The sequence below is a fragment of the Actinocorallia aurea genome, assembly GCF_054783995.1.
The window spans coordinates 1-15,728 of sequence record NZ_BAAGPQ010000036.1; the positions used below are offsets into that span (position 1 = coordinate 1).

12 protein-coding genes and 1 pseudogene are annotated in these 15,728 nt (G+C 71.0%); 8 read left to right on the forward strand and 5 right to left on the reverse strand.

Annotated elements, in window-relative coordinates; translation table 11 throughout:
- The first annotated feature begins 383 nt into the window (after positions 1 to 383).
- A complete protein-coding gene (locus ACYVOM_RS37575; RefSeq protein ID WP_460308383.1) occupies positions 384 to 1,082 on the forward strand; it encodes a hypothetical protein in 699 nt (232 codons plus the stop codon).
- 320 nt (positions 1,083 to 1,402) lie between these two features.
- Here ACYVOM_RS37575 and ACYVOM_RS37580 read toward each other — a convergent pair whose 3' ends face one another.
- Positions 1,403 to 2,212 (reverse strand): putative RNA methyltransferase, encoded by an 810-nt coding sequence (locus ACYVOM_RS37580; protein WP_460308384.1) that lies wholly within the window; start codon positions 2,210 to 2,212, stop codon positions 1,403 to 1,405.
- A gap of 84 nt (positions 2,213 to 2,296) precedes the next feature.
- The gene (gene trxA, locus ACYVOM_RS37585) at positions 2,297 to 2,653 is read right to left on the reverse strand and encodes a thioredoxin (RefSeq protein ID WP_460308385.1); all 357 of its coding nucleotides are present in this window, start codon (positions 2,651 to 2,653) and stop codon (positions 2,297 to 2,299) included.
- 159 nt (positions 2,654 to 2,812) lie between these two features.
- Between trxA and ACYVOM_RS37590 the strand changes: the two genes are divergently transcribed.
- Both ACYVOM_RS37590 and ACYVOM_RS37595 read left to right on the forward strand, forming a co-directional pair.
- On the forward strand, positions 2,813 to 3,790 hold the full coding sequence (locus ACYVOM_RS37590) for a sigma-70 family RNA polymerase sigma factor (RefSeq protein ID WP_460308386.1): 978 nt from the start codon (positions 2,813 to 2,815) through the stop codon (positions 3,788 to 3,790).
- 43 nt (positions 3,791 to 3,833) lie between these two features.
- The gene (locus ACYVOM_RS37595; protein ID WP_460308387.1) at positions 3,834 to 5,180 is read left to right on the forward strand and encodes a class II 3-deoxy-7-phosphoheptulonate synthase; all 1,347 of its coding nucleotides are present in this window, start codon (positions 3,834 to 3,836) and stop codon (positions 5,178 to 5,180) included.
- Here the strand turns inward: ACYVOM_RS37595 and ACYVOM_RS37600 are convergent.
- The 3 genes from ACYVOM_RS37600 to ACYVOM_RS37610 are packed head-to-tail and all read right to left on the reverse strand — an operon-like array spanning position 5,152 to position 7,116.
- Entirely contained in the window at positions 5,152 to 5,586 is a 435-nt protein-coding gene (locus ACYVOM_RS37600; RefSeq protein ID WP_460308388.1) for an ATP-binding protein, read from the reverse strand. The two genes, ACYVOM_RS37595 and ACYVOM_RS37600, sit on opposite strands and share 29 nt — an antisense overlap.
- A gap of 16 nt (positions 5,587 to 5,602) precedes the next feature.
- Positions 5,603 to 5,917, reverse strand: coding sequence for an STAS domain-containing protein (locus tag ACYVOM_RS37605; RefSeq protein WP_460308389.1), 315 nt, complete (start codon positions 5,915 to 5,917; stop codon positions 5,603 to 5,605).
- 17 nt (positions 5,918 to 5,934) lie between these two features.
- Positions 5,935 to 7,116: a PP2C family protein-serine/threonine phosphatase gene (locus ACYVOM_RS37610; protein ID WP_460308390.1), complete on the reverse strand. Its 1,182-nt coding sequence runs from the start codon at positions 7,114 to 7,116 to the stop codon at positions 5,935 to 5,937.
- Positions 7,117 to 7,184: 68 nt separating this feature from the next.
- On the opposite strand from ACYVOM_RS37610, the gene ACYVOM_RS37615 reads away from it, so the two are divergent.
- The 5 genes and pseudogenes from ACYVOM_RS37615 to ACYVOM_RS37635 all read left to right on the forward strand — a co-directional run bounded on the left by ACYVOM_RS37615 (position 7,185) and on the right by ACYVOM_RS37635 (position 15,683).
- Complete coding sequence (locus ACYVOM_RS37615) at positions 7,185 to 11,291, forward strand: hybrid sensor histidine kinase/response regulator (RefSeq protein ID WP_460308391.1); 4,107 nt, start codon at positions 7,185 to 7,187, stop codon at positions 11,289 to 11,291.
- A gap of 8 nt (positions 11,292 to 11,299) precedes the next feature.
- Positions 11,300 to 11,758 (forward strand): annotated as a pseudogene (locus ACYVOM_RS37620) (response regulator); the annotation flags it as partial.
- Between the two features lie 64 nt (positions 11,759 to 11,822).
- Positions 11,823 to 12,872, forward strand: a complete 1,050-nt coding sequence (locus ACYVOM_RS37625; protein WP_460308392.1) for a DUF3616 domain-containing protein — start codon at positions 11,823 to 11,825, stop codon at positions 12,870 to 12,872.
- Between the two features lie 77 nt (positions 12,873 to 12,949).
- Positions 12,950 to 13,870 carry an urease accessory protein UreH domain-containing protein gene (locus tag ACYVOM_RS37630; protein ID WP_460308393.1) on the forward strand — a complete coding sequence of 307 codons (921 nt, stop codon included), beginning with the start codon at positions 12,950 to 12,952 and terminating at the stop codon, positions 13,868 to 13,870.
- Between the two features lie 70 nt (positions 13,871 to 13,940).
- Positions 13,941 to 15,683: a pyruvate dehydrogenase gene (locus ACYVOM_RS37635; RefSeq protein ID WP_460308394.1), complete on the forward strand. Its 1,743-nt coding sequence runs from the start codon at positions 13,941 to 13,943 to the stop codon at positions 15,681 to 15,683.
- Positions 15,684 to 15,728 lie beyond the last annotated feature (45 nt).

Genomic DNA, 15,728 nt, shown 5'->3' on the forward strand with positions numbered 1-15,728 from the left:
CCATTCCACACTTCGGCCCATTTCCACGCACAGCAATAAGCCCGAACTTCGAAGAGTCCGCAGATTCTTGCTGGAGTGGAGTCCCACCGGGGCCGGCCGCCTTCCGGCGTCCTGCGTCCCCTCAACGGGCCGACCTGACCAGGTTAGCCCGCGAGCACGACGGCTCGCATGGGTTTTTCCGGATCGGCTCGCTGAGCTTACGCATCGGATCGCGCGGGTGCAAACCGAACGAGGGTGGCGCCCGACACACCCGATTCTGTACCTTCTGCCTCGTCCCGTGCGCCGGTGCCCGGGAGCAGGCGAGTACGTCGATGGCCTCGGCGCGGGCAGGTTCCGGCGTCGGTCATCCGGGTCCGCGCGATCGTCGCGGGAGAGGAGTCGCGGTGCCGTCGGCGGCCGTCGCGGGCGCGCTCAACGAGCGGAACGCCAGCCGTTTCGTGGTCGCCGGAGCGCTGGCCCCCGCGCTCCCCGAGGTCCGGGGCGCCCGGCTCGTGGCGCTTCCCGGCGCGGTCGAGGTCCACACCGACAGGTCCCGCATCCCGTCAGGGTCCGACCCGAGGGGCCGCGCCCTCCATCTGAGCGCGGGCGCCGCCCTCTACAACCTCCGCCTCTCGGCCGCGCAGGTCGGCTGCCAGACCGTCGTCCGCCTCCTGCCCGACCGCGGCCATCCCACCCTGCTGGCCACCGTCCGGCTGACGGGCCCGCACCGCTCCCGCCCCGGCGAACGCCTCCTCTACGCGGCCGGCCTTCAACCGCTCCCCACCCGGCAGCCTTATGGGGACCAGCGCCCTCCCGCGCCCGTCCTCCAGGAGCTCGCAGAAGTCGCCCGCCTGGAGGGCACATCTCTTCACCTGCTCCCCCAGAGCGGCGGCCCCCAGACCGCGGTCCTCACCACTCCCGCCGATGGCCCACAGTTCTGGCTCCGCGCCGGTCAGTCCCTCCAGAGCCTCCTCCTGCACTCCCTCATCCGCTCGGTCTCTCTGTCCTTCGTCCACGACCTCACCCGCCTCCCCCACCCCCCGACCGCCACCCCCGGCGAGCTCCCCCAGCTCGTCCTCGAACTCGCCCGCACCGCCCGCTGACCCAACGGCGTAAGGAGGGTCACCGGCGCAGCCGGCCGGGCCGCGGGCCGCGTGGACAAGCCGGTCCACCTGGACGCCGCGACCCCCGCCGTGGGCGAGTCCCTCGTCAACGTCGCCGACCCGATCATCGAGATGATCCGGCGGATCCCGCTGTTCCTGCCGTGTGCACTCGACGCTCGCCACCCCGGCCTGACCACCGCGGCACGCCCGCGGGCACCTGTGGGACATGGACACCGGCCACGCCCTCATGATCACCGGCCCGTGTGCCGTCTCCGACGTCCTCCTGGAGATCGCCGCGGCCCGACGCCCCCGGGGGCCGTTCAGGCGGGTGTGTAGACGCCGAGGCGTACGTGGGCCGTGGCGGTGATCGTGCCGGTGTCGGGGAGGCGAGCGCGCAGGGTGTCCTCGGGGATGTGGTGGGCGCTGGGGGTCATGGAGATGAGGGTGACCGCCTCCTCGCGGGTGAGGGTGAGCGGGATGGTGAGCCGGCTGCTGTCAGCCGGGGTGAAGTGGTCGCCCAGGGAGTGGGCCAGGCGTTCGTCCTTGCGGGGGTCGACGGACAGCAGGCCCAGGGGGCCCACGAGTTCGGCGAGGTGGTCGGGGCCGGGGGTCGCGACGAGAAGGCGGCCCCCCGGGCGGAGGACACGGCGGTACTCGGGGGCGTTGCGGGGGGCGAAGACGTTGAGGACGGTGTCGGCCATCTCGTCGCGTACGGGCAGCGGGCTCCACAGGTCGGCCACGACGGCGCCGACGCGGGGATGGATGCGGGCGGCACGGCGCATCGCGTGCTTGGAGAGGTCAAGGGCGAGGCCCAAGGAGTCGTCGCGCAGGCAGGCGGCCAGGTAGTGGCCCGTGCCGGCCCCGGCGTCGAGGACGGTGCCTGAGGCGAGCTCGGCGAGCGCCGAGGCCAGGGGCGCGTAGTGGCCCGCGTCGAGGAAGTCGGCTCGTGCGGCGACCATCGCAGGGGTGTCGGCGGTGCCGGTATGGGCGCCGCCTTGGAGGAGGCTGACGTAGCCCTGCTTGGCGATGTCGAAGGTGTGCCGCGACGAGCAGCGAAGGGTCCGCCCGTCCAGGGCGAGTCCGTCCGCGCAGATCGGACAGGCGAGAAGGTCAACGACGTCGCTCAACACGTCGACAAGGCTAGGGCCGTCCTTAGACGGCCGTGGTCGGGCTCGGGGCGTCCGGGGCCAGGCGACCGGACGCCCCCCGGGGCCTCAGCTTTCGGCGAGGCGCTTCTTCACGTCGTCCATGTCGAGTTCGCGGACCTGGCGGATGATGTCCTCCAGGGCGGCCTCGGGGAGCGCCCCGGGCTCGGCGTAGACGATGACGCCGTCGCGCACGGCCATGATCGTGGGGATGGACCGCACGTCGAAGCGGGCGGCCAGGGCCTGCTCGGCCTCGGTGTCGACCTTGCCGAAGGTGATGTCCTCGTGTTCGCCGGACACCTTCTCGTACACCGGGGCGAACCGGACGCAGGGGCCGCACCACGAGGCCCAGAAGTCGATCAGCACGATGCCTTCGCGCTGTGCCACCTCGTCGAAGGTGGTCTCGGTCAACTGAACCGTCGCCATGGCGTGTTCTCCCGTTCTGGGCGGTATTGGAAGGCCCTCGCAGTGGGCACCCCGTAGAGCAGCGGTACGGCGCTTGGCTATTCCCTGACGAAAACGGGAATCACAGAGCCGTAATTAACGTTGGCAGTGTAGGGAACGCTCAAGCAGAGAAGGGCCGGGATGGCTGCAACTCGAGGCGCGACAGTGGACACCCCCGACAAGGACCTCGTCGGCGCTTACCTCGACAGGATCGGGCGTCGGCCCCTGCTCGACGCGGTCGAGGAGGTCGAACTGGCGAAGGCCATCGAAGCAGGGCTGTTCGCCCAGCAGTTGATCGACGGGGTGCTGATCGACGGCGAGGAGCTGCCGGAGGGCGCCTCGCTGGAAGAGCTCCAGGAGGTCGCCGAGCAGGGCCTTGTGGCGAAGCAGCGCTTCGTGGAGGCCAATCTCCGGCTCGTGGTCTCGATCGCCCGCAAGTACCCCACCGAGTCGCTTCCGCTGATCGACCTCATCCAGGAGGGCAACCTCGGGTTGATGCGCGCGGTGGAGAAGTTCGACTACCAGCGGGGCTACAAGTTCTCCACCTACGCGACATGGTGGATCCGCCAGGCGATCGGACGCGGGCTGAGCCACACCGCGCGCGCCATCCGGTTGCCCGTGCATGTCGAGGAGGAGCTGTCGAGGCTGCGCCGCGCGGAGCGGACCTTGGGCCGTGAGCTGGGCCGGGACCCCAACCGCGAGGAGCTGGCCGAGACGCTGGACACGACTCCCGAGCACGTCGACGAGCTGCTCGGCTGGCGACGTGATCCGGCCAGCCTGGACGCGAGCGTGGACGACGAGGGCGAGACCCCGATGGGCACCCTCCTCCAGGATCCGGACGCGATCACCCCGGAGACCGAGGTGGTGGCGGCCGACGACCTGGAGGGCCTGGCCCGCATGCTGGAGCGCCTTCCCGCCCGTGAGCAGGCGATCCTGCGCGCTCGGTTCGGCATGGACAACGGCGAGCCGCAGTCCTACGCGCAGATCGGCGCCCGCTACGGCCTGAGCCACAACCGGGTCCGCCAGATCACCGACCGCTCGCTGCGCAGACTCCGCCAGCTCGTCCTGGACTCGACACTGGAGCGCCACGCCGAGGCCAAGACCGCCGCGGCGGCGTAGCGCCACCGTGACGAGCACCCTGACCCTGATCTAACCTGAGTCGGTGAGCACTCAGAGCAGCCCGACGCCCGACCTCGACGCGTGGCGGAAACTGACAGCCCTCCAGCAGCCGGAGTGGGCCGACCCCGCGGAACTCGACGCGGTGGTCGCCGAGCTCGCCACCCAGCCGCCGCTGGTGTTCGCCGGCGAGTGCGACCAGCTGAAGGAGAGACTCGCGGCGGTCACCCGGGGCGAGGCGTTCGTGCTCCAGGGCGGTGACTGCGCGGAGACCTTCGAGGGCTCCGGCGCCGACGCCGTCCGCAACAAGATCAAGACCCTCCTCCAGATGGCCGTGGTCCTCACCTACGCCGGGCGTGTCCCCGTGGTGAAGATCGGCCGGATGGCGGGCCAGTTCGCCAAGCCGCGCTCCAAGCCGACCGAGACCCGCGGCGACGTGACACTGCCGGCCTACCGCGGCGACATGGTCAACGGCCTGGAGTTCACCCCCGAGGCCCGGCGCAACGACGCCAAGCGGCTGCTGCGCGCCTACTTCTCGGCGGCCACCACGCTGAACCTCACCCGCGCCTTCACCAAGGGCGGCTACGCCGACCTGCGCCAGGTCCACGCCTGGAACCAGGACTTCGTCGCCGCCAGCCCCGCCGGCCGCCGCTACGACCTGCTCGCGGCCGAGATCGACCGGGCGCTGGCGTTCATGAAGGCGTGCGGGATCGAGCCGGAGGAGTTCTCCGAGGTCGACTTCTTCTCCAGCCACGAGGCGCTGCTGCTGGACTACGAGCGGGCGCTGACCCGCATCGACGCGCGCACCGGCCAGCCCTACGACGTGTCCGCGCACTACCTGTGGATCGGTGAGCGCACGCGGCAGCTCGACGGCGCCCACGTGGAGTTCCTGCGCCACATCAAGAACCCGATCGGCGTCAAGCTCGGCCCGACCACCACCGCGGACGACGCGCTCGCGCTGATCGACAAGCTGAACCCCGAGGGCGAGCCCGGCAGGCTGTCCTTCATCACCCGCATGGGCGCCGGCAGGATCCGCGAGGTGCTGCCCGAACTCGTCGAGAAGGTCACCCGCTCCGGCGCGCCGATCGCGTGGATCTGCGACCCGATGCACGGCAACACCTTCGAGGCGCCTTCCGGCCACAAGACCCGGCACCTCGACCACGTCGTCGACGAGGTCGCGGGCTTCTTCGAGGTGCACCGGGCGCTGGGCACCCACCCGGGCGGCGTCCACCTGGAGTTCACGGGCGACGACGTCACCGAGTGCGTGGGCGGCGCGCACGAGATCGCCGAGAGCGACCTGCACGAGCGCTACGAGACGGCCTGCGACCCGCGCCTCAACCGGCAGCAGTCGCTGGACCTGGCGTTCATGGTCGCGGAGATGTACCGCGGCTGACGCCCTGCGGGCCGGGTTCGGCTTCGGTGTCGATGTCGACCTCGGCCCACACGACCTTCCCCCCACCGGGCGCGCCCTCGGCACCCCAGCGGGTGGAGTAGACCTCGACCAGGAACATGCCGCGTCCGCCTTCGGCGAGGATGTCGGCGGTCCTGGGGACGGGCATCCGGTCGTCGCGGTCGCGGACCTCGACGCGCACCCTGCCGTCCAGCAGCGCCAGGCGCAGCTCCAGCGGCGTGCGGGCGTGCTGCACGACGTTGGCGACGAGTTCGGCGACGATCGCGGTGACGGCCTCTTCGGCCTTCAGCAGGTTCCACGACCGCATGGTGCGCGCGGCCAGGCGCCGGGTCAGTTCGACGGCCTCGGTGCTCGGCGCGGCGCGGAGGCTGGTCTCCGTCGTCGGCATCGGATGCCTCCCCGGGTCAGCTCTGGCGGATGAGGAAGCGATCCAGGCCGGTGGTGCGCAGCACGTTCTCCACGCGGCCGTAGGCACCGGTGACGGTCAGCGCGGCGCCCTCGGCGCGGGCGTGCTTGTAGGCCCGGACGAGGACGTTCAGGCCGGAGGAGTCGCAGAAGTCGACCGCGGTGAGATCGAGCACGATCTCGGTGTGCCCGGTGTCGACGAGTTCCACCAGGCAGCCGCGCAGACTCTCGGAGGAGTGCAGGTCGATCGAGCCGCGCGCGGTCACCACCGCCGCCCGGTCTTCGGTGCGTGTCGTCTGCAAGGCCAAACCCACCGTCCCAACATATCCCCTCAGCGGTTGGCGCGCAGAACAACGATCGCCATATCGTCGTGGCCCGCTTCGGGAGAGAAGCCGTCCACGGCCCTTTCCACCGCGGCGACGACCGCGCCCGCGCTGAGGCCGGCGCAGGACGACAGGAGGCGTTCCAGGCCGTCTCCGTCGCCCAGCAGGACGTCTCCGTCGCGGCGCTCGGTCACGCCGTCGGTGCAGGAGAACAGCACGTGGCCGGGCTTCAGGGACAGGACGTCGGCGGTGAACTCGATCTCCTCGATGACGCCGAGCAGGGGCTGGGGCGTGGCGGCGTCGGCGATGGTGCCGTCGGGGGCGAGGATCAGGGGCGGCGGGTGTCCGGCGCACACGAGGGTGAGGGCACCGGATGCGGTCAGTTCGCCGTGCAGGAGGGTGAGGAGCTTGCCTCGGCTGCCCTCGTCGATGATCAGCTGGTTGAGCCGTCCGACGACGTCGGGCAGGGCCATGCCCTCGCCGCCGAGGATGCGCAGGGCGTGGCGGGCCAAGCCGGTGACGGCCGCGGCCTCGGGTCCGGTGCCGCACACGTCGCCGATGGCGAAGCGCCAGCGGGCTTCGCCGCCAGGGCCGGGCGGGCAGGCGAAGACGTCGTAGAAGTCGCCGCCTACTTCGGCGCCCTCACCCGCCGGGTGGTAGGCGACGGCGAGGTCGAAGCCGGGCAGGTAAGGCAGCTCCGGGGGCAGCAGGCTGCGCTGGAGGGCGAGGCTGGTGGCCTTCTGCTCGGCGTACAGCAGGGCGTTGTCGAGGGAGAGGGCGGCGCGCCGGACGATCTCCTCGGCCAGGTCGTAGTGGTCGGGCGGGAACTTGACGGCGCGGCCGACGCAGATCGCGCCGAGGGTCCTACCGCGCGCGACCAGGGGTATCGTGCAGGCCAGATCCGTGTTCCCCCAGGGCACGGGCGGGCCTTCCGCAGGGCGGCCGTCGGCCTCCAGCCGTTCTTTGAGCGCGTCGGACTGCTCCTCGTCTGTATGCCAGACGTACACCGGGGACGTACTTTCTGTGGTGTAGGCGACACACCAGTCGGCCAGGCGCGGTACGACGATCTGCGCGGTGAGGGCGACGATCCCGCCGGGATCGAGGGTCCCGGCGAGCAGCTCGCTGGCCTCCGCGACGTAGGTCATCCATCCGCGCCAGGTCCGGTCGGCGAGTTCCGCCGATGTCGTCATGGTTCGGTCCCGTCGTCGACTCGATCAGTGGCAGACTGCCTAACTGGACTTCTTAGGAGCTTCAGCCTATGCCTCGGACCACTGCTTTGGATTCACGGCTCGACCGTACCCCCAGGTACAGCGACGCGGATCTGGAGCCGCTGCTGCTGGCCCTCACGCGGCTGCGCGACGGCGATTTCCGGGAGCACCCTCCGATCATCGGGGCAGACGGCGCGGTGGCGGCCGGGACCCTGCTGGTGGACCAGATCCGGGAGCGGACGGCGCACCAGCACCACGAGCTGGCCCGGGTGCGCAAAGAGGTGTCGCGCGAGGGCAGGATCGAGGAGCGGCTGGCGCAGGGGGCTGGCACGGGGTCGTGGGCGGCCTCGGTGGACGCCACGAACGCCCTCCTGGACACGTTGACGGGCCAGTCGACGGCGATGGCGCGGGTCGTGGAGGCGGTGGCGGCGGGCGACCTGTCGCAGAAGGTGGAACTGCGTCAAGGCGGGCGGCAGCTGCGCGGCGAGTTGCTGCGGATGGCGCGTTCGGTGAACCTGATGGTGGACCAGCTCGACGAGTTCACCTCCGAGGTGACCCAGGTCGCGCGCGAGGTCGGCATCGAGGGCAGGCTGGGCGGGCAGGCGTCGCTGCGCGGCATGTCGGGCCGCTGGCGGGACGTCACGAGCGCGGTGAACACGATGGCGGGGCGGCTGACGGCGCAGGTCCGCGACATCGCCGTGGTGACGACGGCGGTGGCCAAAGGCGATCTGACCCGCCAGGTGACGGTCGAGGCCGCGGGCGAGCTCCAGGAGCTGAAGCTCACCGTGAACACGATGGTCGACCAGCTCTCGGCCTTCGCCGACGAGGTCACCCGCGTCGCCCGAGAGGTCGGCACGGAAGGACGGCTGGGCGGGCAGGCCAACGTACGGGGCGTCTCCGGGGTCTGGAAGGACCTCACGGACAACGTCAACAACATGGCGTCGAACCTCACCAGCCAGGTGCGCGGGATCGCGGGCGTCGCGACCGCGGTGGCCAAGGGCGACCTGAGCCGGAAGATCACGGTCGACGCGCAGGGCGAGATCCTCGAACTGAAGCTGACCCTCAACACGATGGTCGACCAGCTCTCCGCCTTCGCCGACGAGGTCACCCGCGTCGCCCGAGAGGTCGGCACCGAAGGCAACCTCGGCGGGCAGGCCCAGGTGCGCGGCGTGTCGGGCGTGTGGAAGGACCTCACCGACAACGTCAACTTCATGGCGACGAACCTGACGTACCAGGTGCGCAACATCGCCCAGGTGACGAAGGCCGTCGCGTACGGCGACCTGTCCAAGAAGATCACGGTGAACGCCCAGGGCGAGATCCTGGAGCTGAAGGACACCGTCAACACGATGGTGGACACGCTGTCGGCCTTCGCCGACGAGGTCACCCGCGTCGCCCGAGAGGTCGGCACCGAAGGCAACCTCGGCGGGCAGGCCAACGTGCGCGGCGTCTCCGGGGTCTGGAAGGACCTCACCGAGAACGTCAACAACATGGCCACCAACCTCACCGGCCAGGTCCGCAGCATCGCGCAGGTCGCGACGGCGGTCGCGCAGGGCGACCTGACCCGCAAGATCGACGTGCCCGCGCAGGGCGAGATCCTCGAACTGAAGCTGACCCTGAACACGATGGTCGACCAGCTCTCGGCCTTCGCCGACGAGGTCACCCGCGTCGCCCGGGAGGTCGGCACCGAGGGACGGCTCGGGGGCCAGGCGCAGGTGCGGGGCGTCTCCGGGGTCTGGAAGGACCTCACCGAGAACGTCAACAACATGGCCACCAACCTCACCGGCCAGGTCCGCAACATCGCGCAGGTCACCACGGCCGTCGCGCACGGCGACCTCACCCGCAAGATCGACGTCGACGCGCGCGGCGAGATCCTGGAGCTGAAGACCACCATCAACACGATGGTCGACACGCTGTCGTCGTTCGCCTCCGAGGTCACCCGCGTCGCCCGGGAGGTCGGCTCGGAAGGGCGCCTGGGCGGGCAGGCGGAGGTGGCGGGCGTGTCCGGCACATGGAAGCGGCTGACGGAGAGCGTCAACGAGCTGGCGTCGAACCTGACGACGCAGGTCCGCGCGATCGCCGAGGTCGCCTCCGGCGTGGCCAGCGGCGACCTGACGCGCGAGATCGACGTGGCCGCGCGCGGCGAGGTCGCGGAACTGAAGGACAACGTCAACCTGATGGTGGCCAACCTCAGGGAGACGACGCGGGCGAACAAGGAACAGGACTGGCTGAAGACCAACCTGGCCCGCATCACCGGCCTCATGCAGGGCCACCGCGACCTTCTCCAGGTCGCCCAGCTCATCGTCAACGAGCTGACGCCCACCGTCGGCGCCCAGTTCGGCGCGCTGTACCTGGCCAAGGACTCCGAGCTGGTGCTGACGGCCGGTTACGGGCTTCCGGCGGGCAGCGAAGGCAGGGGCCGGTTCCAGCTCGGCGAAGGCCTCGTAGGGCAGGTCGCCGAAGAGCGGCGCACGATCCTCGTGCACAAGGTGCCGCGCAACTATCTGCGGATCACCTCCGGGCTGGGCGAGGCGCCTCCGGCGAGCGTCATCGTCATGCCGGTCGTCTTCGAGCACCACCTCCTCGGCGTCATCGAACTCGCCACCTTCGACGGCTTCACCGACGTCCACCTGGACTTCTTCGACCAGTTCACCGAGACGATGGGCGTCACGATCAACGCCATCATCGCGACGACCCGCACCGCGGCGCTGCTGGAGGAGTCGCAGCGCCTCACCCGCGAGCTCCAGGAGCGCTCGGACGAGCTCCAGCGCCAGCAGGCCGAGCTGCGCCGCTCCAACACCGAGCTGGAGGAGAAGGCGGCGCTGCTCGCCAAGCAGAACCGCGCGATCGAGATCCAGAACTTCGAGATCGAGCAGGCGCGGCGCACCCTGGAGGAGCGCGCCGAGCAGCTCGCGGTGTCGTCGCGCTACAAGTCGGAGTTCCTGGCGAACATGAGCCACGAGCTGCGCACGCCGCTGAACAGCCTGCTCGTGCTGGCCAAGCTGCTGTCGGAGAACGGCGAGGGCAACCTGACGGCCAAGCAGGTGGAGTTCGCGCGGACCATCCACGACTCGGGCACCGACCTGCTCCAGCTCATCAACGACATCCTCGACCTGGAGAAGGTCGAGGCGGGCAAGATGGACGTGCATCCGCAGCCGCTGGAGCTGCGCCGGCTCGTCGAGTACGTGGACGCGACGTTCCGCCCCCTCGCGGTCGACCAGGGGCTGGGCTTCGACGTGCGGATCGAGCCCGGCACCCCGCAGATGCTGGTGGCCGACGAGCAGCGCCTGCAGCAGGTGCTGCGCAACCTCCTGTCGAACGCGGTGAAGTTCACCGAGGAGGGCGAGGTCAGGCTCGTCATCGAGGAGGCGTCCTCCTCCGAGGTCGCCTCGCCGACGCTCCAGGGCGCCGACTCGCTCGTGGCGTTCCGGATCGCCGACACCGGCATCGGCATCAGCGAGGACAAGCTCCAGCTCATCTTCGAGGCGTTCCAGCAGGCCGACGGCACGACGAGCCGCAGGTACGGCGGCACCGGCCTCGGCCTGTCCATCAGCCGGAACATCGCGCGGCTGCTCAGCGGCGAGATCCGGGTGGAGAGCAGGCCGGGCGAGGGGTCGACGTTCTCGCTGTACCTGCCGGTGGAGTTCGACGGGCAGCTGCCCGAGCTGCTGCCCCCGCTGCCGCCCGCGCCGCCCGTCTCCCTGCCGAAGCCGCCGATGCTCTCCGGCCTCCCCGACGACGAGGCCCCCGCCGACTACAACGACTCGGTCCTCACCGGCCGCAAGGTGCTCATCGTGGACGACGACGTGCGCAACGTCTTCGCTCTCACGAGCGTCCTTGAGGGCTACGGGATGGACGTCCTGTACGCCGAGGACGGGCAGGCCGGGATCGACGTCCTGCAGCACAACCCGGACGTGGCGCTGGTCCTGATGGACGTGATGATGCCGGGCCTCGACGGGTACGCCACGACCGCCGCCATCCGGGAGATGCCTCAGTTCGCGGACTTGCCGATCGTCATCATCACCGCCAAGGTGATGCAGGGGGACCGGGAGGACAGCCTGGCCTCCGGCGCGTCAGACTATGTGCCCAAACCCGTCGACGTCGACCATCTGCTGAACGTGATGCGCACGTGGCTCCAGCGCACGGGGGCGAGCGAGTGACCGATCGGGTGAACGAGAAGGTCAAGATCCTGCTGGTCGACGACAGGGAGGAGAACCTGATCGCCCTGGAGGCGATCCTGTCGTCCCTCGACCAGGACCTCGTGCGCGCGCGGTCGGGCGAGGAGGCGCTGAAGGCGCTGCTCACCGACGAGTACGCGGTGATCCTCCTGGACGTCGTCATGCCGGGCATGGACGGGTTCGAGACGGCCCGCGACATCAAGCGCCGCAAGCGCACGCGGGACGTGCCGATCATCTTCCTCACCGCGGTCAACAGCGACCCGGACTACGCCTTCCGCGGCTACCAGGCGGGCGCGGTGGACTTCATCTCCAAGCCGTTCGACCCGTGGGTGCTGCGCGCGAAGGTGTCGGTGTTCGTGGAGCTGCACAACAAGAACCGGCAGCTCGCGCGGCAGGCGGCGCAGTTGCGCGAGCAGGCCGAGCTGCTACGGGGACGGCTGGGTGACGAAGGACGCGCGGAACAGTAGGCCAAACCGCTTGTTCGCTGATTTTTCGGTATGGAAGCATCGGACCGTGATCGCAGCACGTCAGATCGAGCTCGTCTTCGGCAGTGAGAGCCGGGCGGCCGAAACGCATGTCAACCTTTCCGCGGTGCGCCACGACGGGCGCTGCCTGTGGCTCGCCGGCGACGAGACCGCCACGATCGAGCGGCTGACGGAGGTGCGCGGGCCGGACGGCGAGGTCACCGGGTACGACGGCCAGATCACCTACCGGCTCGCCGACCTGGTGGAACTGCCGGCCGGGCCGGACGAGGAGGCCGACCTGGAAGGGCTGGCCAGCGGCGGCGGATGGCTGTGGGCGGTCGGGTCGCACAGCCTCAAGCGCAAGCGGGTCAAGCTCGGTCATTCCCCGGCGAAGTCCCGCAAGCGGCTCGCGACCATCGTGCGCGAGGAGAACCGGTACATCCTGGTGCGCATCCCCCTTGAGGAGGGCGCGGACGGGCTGCCGGTGCCGGTGCGCGAGGCGAAGGACGGAAGGCGCGCCGAGGTGCTCGGCGGACGCGGCGACTCCCTCGCCGAACTCCTCGCCGACGATCCGCACCTCGGCCCGTTCTTCGCGATCCCGTCGAAGGACAACGGCGTCGACGTCGAGGGCGTCGCACTGCACGGCGACCGCATCTACGTCGGGTTCCGCGGCCCCGTCCTGCGCGGCTGGGCGGTGCTCGTCGAGATCTGGCCCGAATCCGACCCCGACTCCCCCGGACGGCTCCGCCTGCGCGCGCTGAACGGCGAGCATTACCACACCCACTTCCTCGACCTCGACGGCCTCGGCATCCGGGACCTGTGCCCCGACGGCGACGACCTCCTCGTCCTGGCCGGCCCCTCCATGGCCCTGAGCGGCCCTGTGCGCCTCTTCCGCTGGCGCGACGCCGTCCGCACCACGGCCCCCGCCTTCGTCCCCGACCTGGAACGCCTGGGCGACCTCCCCCACGGCCAGGGCGAAGACCACGCCGAAGGCATCGCCCTCATCGACGACGAACTCCTGGTCGTCTTCGACTCCCCCGCCGCCGGCCGCCACACCGAAACAGGCGGCATCCTCGCGGACCTGTTCCCCCGCCCCTGACCCCCGAGCCTGTGGCCTCCGGGTGAGGGTGTCCTGACCCGGAGCTTGACGATCTTTCACCGGGGCAGACACGTCGGGTGAGCGTTTCGGTCCTGTTCGTGACGGGGGTGGGGGGCGGGCTGCTCGCGGGGGCCACGACGTGCGGGGTCCTGCACACGGGGCTGCTGGCGGGGGTGGTGCGGGAAGGGGGGCCGGTCGGGCGGCATGTGGGGGTGTTCCTGGGGGCGAAGCTCGTGGCGCACACGGCGCTCGGGGCGCTGCTCGGGGTCGTCGGGCAGGCGGTGCGGCCCGGTGCGGAGGTGCGGGGGGCGCTGCTGGTCGTGTCCGGGGTGCTGGTGCTGTACTTCGCGCTGGACCTGCTCGGGGTGCCCGTCCGGCGCAGGCGGAAGTGCGCGGGGCCCTCGCGGCTGCGCAGCGCGTGGCTGATCGGGGCGGCCACGGTGCTCGTGCCGTGCGGGCTGACGGTCTCGGCGGAACTGCTCGCGGTCACGTCCGGATCGGCGGCCGAAGGCGCGGCGGTCATGGCGGGGTTCGTGCTCGGCACCGCGCCCGTCACCGGCGTGCTCGGGTTCGGCGCGGGCCTGCTGCGCGGGCGGCTCGCCCGCGCCCTCGGCGCGGTGCTGCTCGCCGTCGCCGGGTGGACCGTCGTGGGCGGGCTGCGCCTCGGCGGCTGGTTCGACACGGCGCGAGCACCTGTCGCGATCGACGCCAGGTTCGTCGCCCAGGGGCCCGCGGGGCAGACCGTCACGGTGCACGCGCTCGACGGCGGGTACCGGCCCGCGCTGCTGGCCGCGCGCGCGGGCGTGCCGACGGTCCTGGTGCTGCGCACCGACGGGACGCGGGGCTGCACCCGAGCGTTCGAGATCCCTTCGCGGGGCGTGTCGGTGCTGCTGCCGGAACGCGGTGAGCGGCGGATCGACCTCGGCGTGCCGGCGGCGGGGAGGCTGGCGTTCGTGTGCTCGGCGGGCCACTACCCGGGCTCGGTGACCTTCCGCTGACCCAGGCATAGGAACGCGACAAAAGGGCAGGTAAGCGACGAAGGTCCGTGCCCGATCGGGGGAGCGTCGCATGGCCAGGCAGACCGTCGCCGAGCAGTTCATCGCGATCCTCGTCCAGGCGGGCGTCGAGCGGATCTACGGCGTCGTGGGCGACAGCCTGAACCCGATCACCGACGCGGTGCGCCGCGCCGACGGGATCGAGTGGGTCCAGGTCCGCCACGAGGAGGCCGCCGCGTTCGCCGCCTGCGCCGAGGCTCAGGTCACCGGGAGGCTCACGGCGTGCGCCGGAAGCTGCGGCCCCGGCAACCTCCATCTGATCAACGGCCTGTACGACGCCCAGCGCAGCATGGCGCCGGTCCTGGCGATCGCCGCGCAGATCCCCAGCAGCGAGATCGGCACCGGCTACTTCCAGGAGACCCACCCCGACCGGCTGTTCACCGAGTGCAGCCACTACTGCGAGCTGATCGCCCACCCGTCGCAGATGCCGCGCGTGCTCCAGACCGCGATCCATCACGCGGTCGGGCAGGGCGGCGTGGCCGTCGTCGCGCTGCCCGGCGACGTCGCGGGCCAGGACGCGCCCGTCAAGGCCGCCGAACTCGCCCTGGTGACCCGCAGGCCGTCGATCCGGCCCGCCGACGAGGAACTGGACCGCCTCGCCGGGCTCGTGGACGCGGCGAGGCGCGTCACCCTCTTCTGCGGCAGCGGCACCGCGGGGGCGCACGCGGAGGTCATGGATTTCGCCCGCAGGGTGAAGGCGCCCGTCGGGCACTCGCTGCGCGGCAAGGAGTGGATCCAGTACGACAACCCCTTCGACGTCGGTATGACGGGCCTGCTGGGCTACGGCGCCGCCTACGAGGCGATGCACGAGGCAGACCTTCTGCTCCTGCTGGGCACCGACTTCCCCTACACCGCGTTCCTTCCGGACGACGTACGCATCGCCCAGGTGGACGTCCGCCCGGAGCGTCTCGGACGGCGCTCCAAGCTCGACCTCGCCGTCTGGGGAGACGTACGGGAGACGCTGCGGGCGCTGATCCCCCGCGTCGCCGAGAAGGCCGACGCCGCCTTCCTGCACAAGATGCTCCGCAAGCACGCCGAAGCGCTCGGCTCCGTCGTGGACGCCTACACGCGCGACGTGGAAGAGCACGTGCCCATCCACCCCGAGTACGTGGCGTCCGTCCTGGACGAGGTGGCGGCCGACGACGCGGTCTTCACCGTCGACACCGGCATGTGCAACGTCTGGGCCGCGCGCTATCTGACGCCGAACGGCCGCCGCCGCGTCATCGGGTCGTTCACGCACGGGTCGATGGCCAACGCGATGCCGCACGCGCTCGGCGCGCAGTGCGCCGACCGGGGCCGCCAGGTGGTGTCGCTGTCGGGCGACGGCGGTCTGTCGATGCTGCTGGGCGATCTGCTTTCGCTGGTCCAGCACGATCTGCCGGTGAAGGTCGTGGTGTTCGACAACTCGGCGCTCGGCATGGTCGACCTGGAGATGATGGTGGCCGGGCTGCGCCCGCACGGCACCACCTACCAGCAGACCGACTACGCGGCGATCGCGCGGGCGGCGGGGCTGTTCGGCGTCCGGGTGGACCGGCCCGCGGACGTGCGCGGTGCGCTGCTCGACGCGTTCGCGCATCCCGGTCCCGCACTGGTCGACGTGGTGACCGATCCGGCCGCGCTGTCCCTTCCGCCCAAGATCACCGCCGATCAGCTGACCGGGTTCGCGCTGTCGGCGAGCAAGCTCGTGCTGGACGGCGGCGTCGGCCGGATGCTGCACCTGGCGCGCAGCAACCTCCGCAACATCCCGCGCCCCTGATCTCCGCGAGATCACCCACGGGACCGATCCGGTGATCCTCATCCG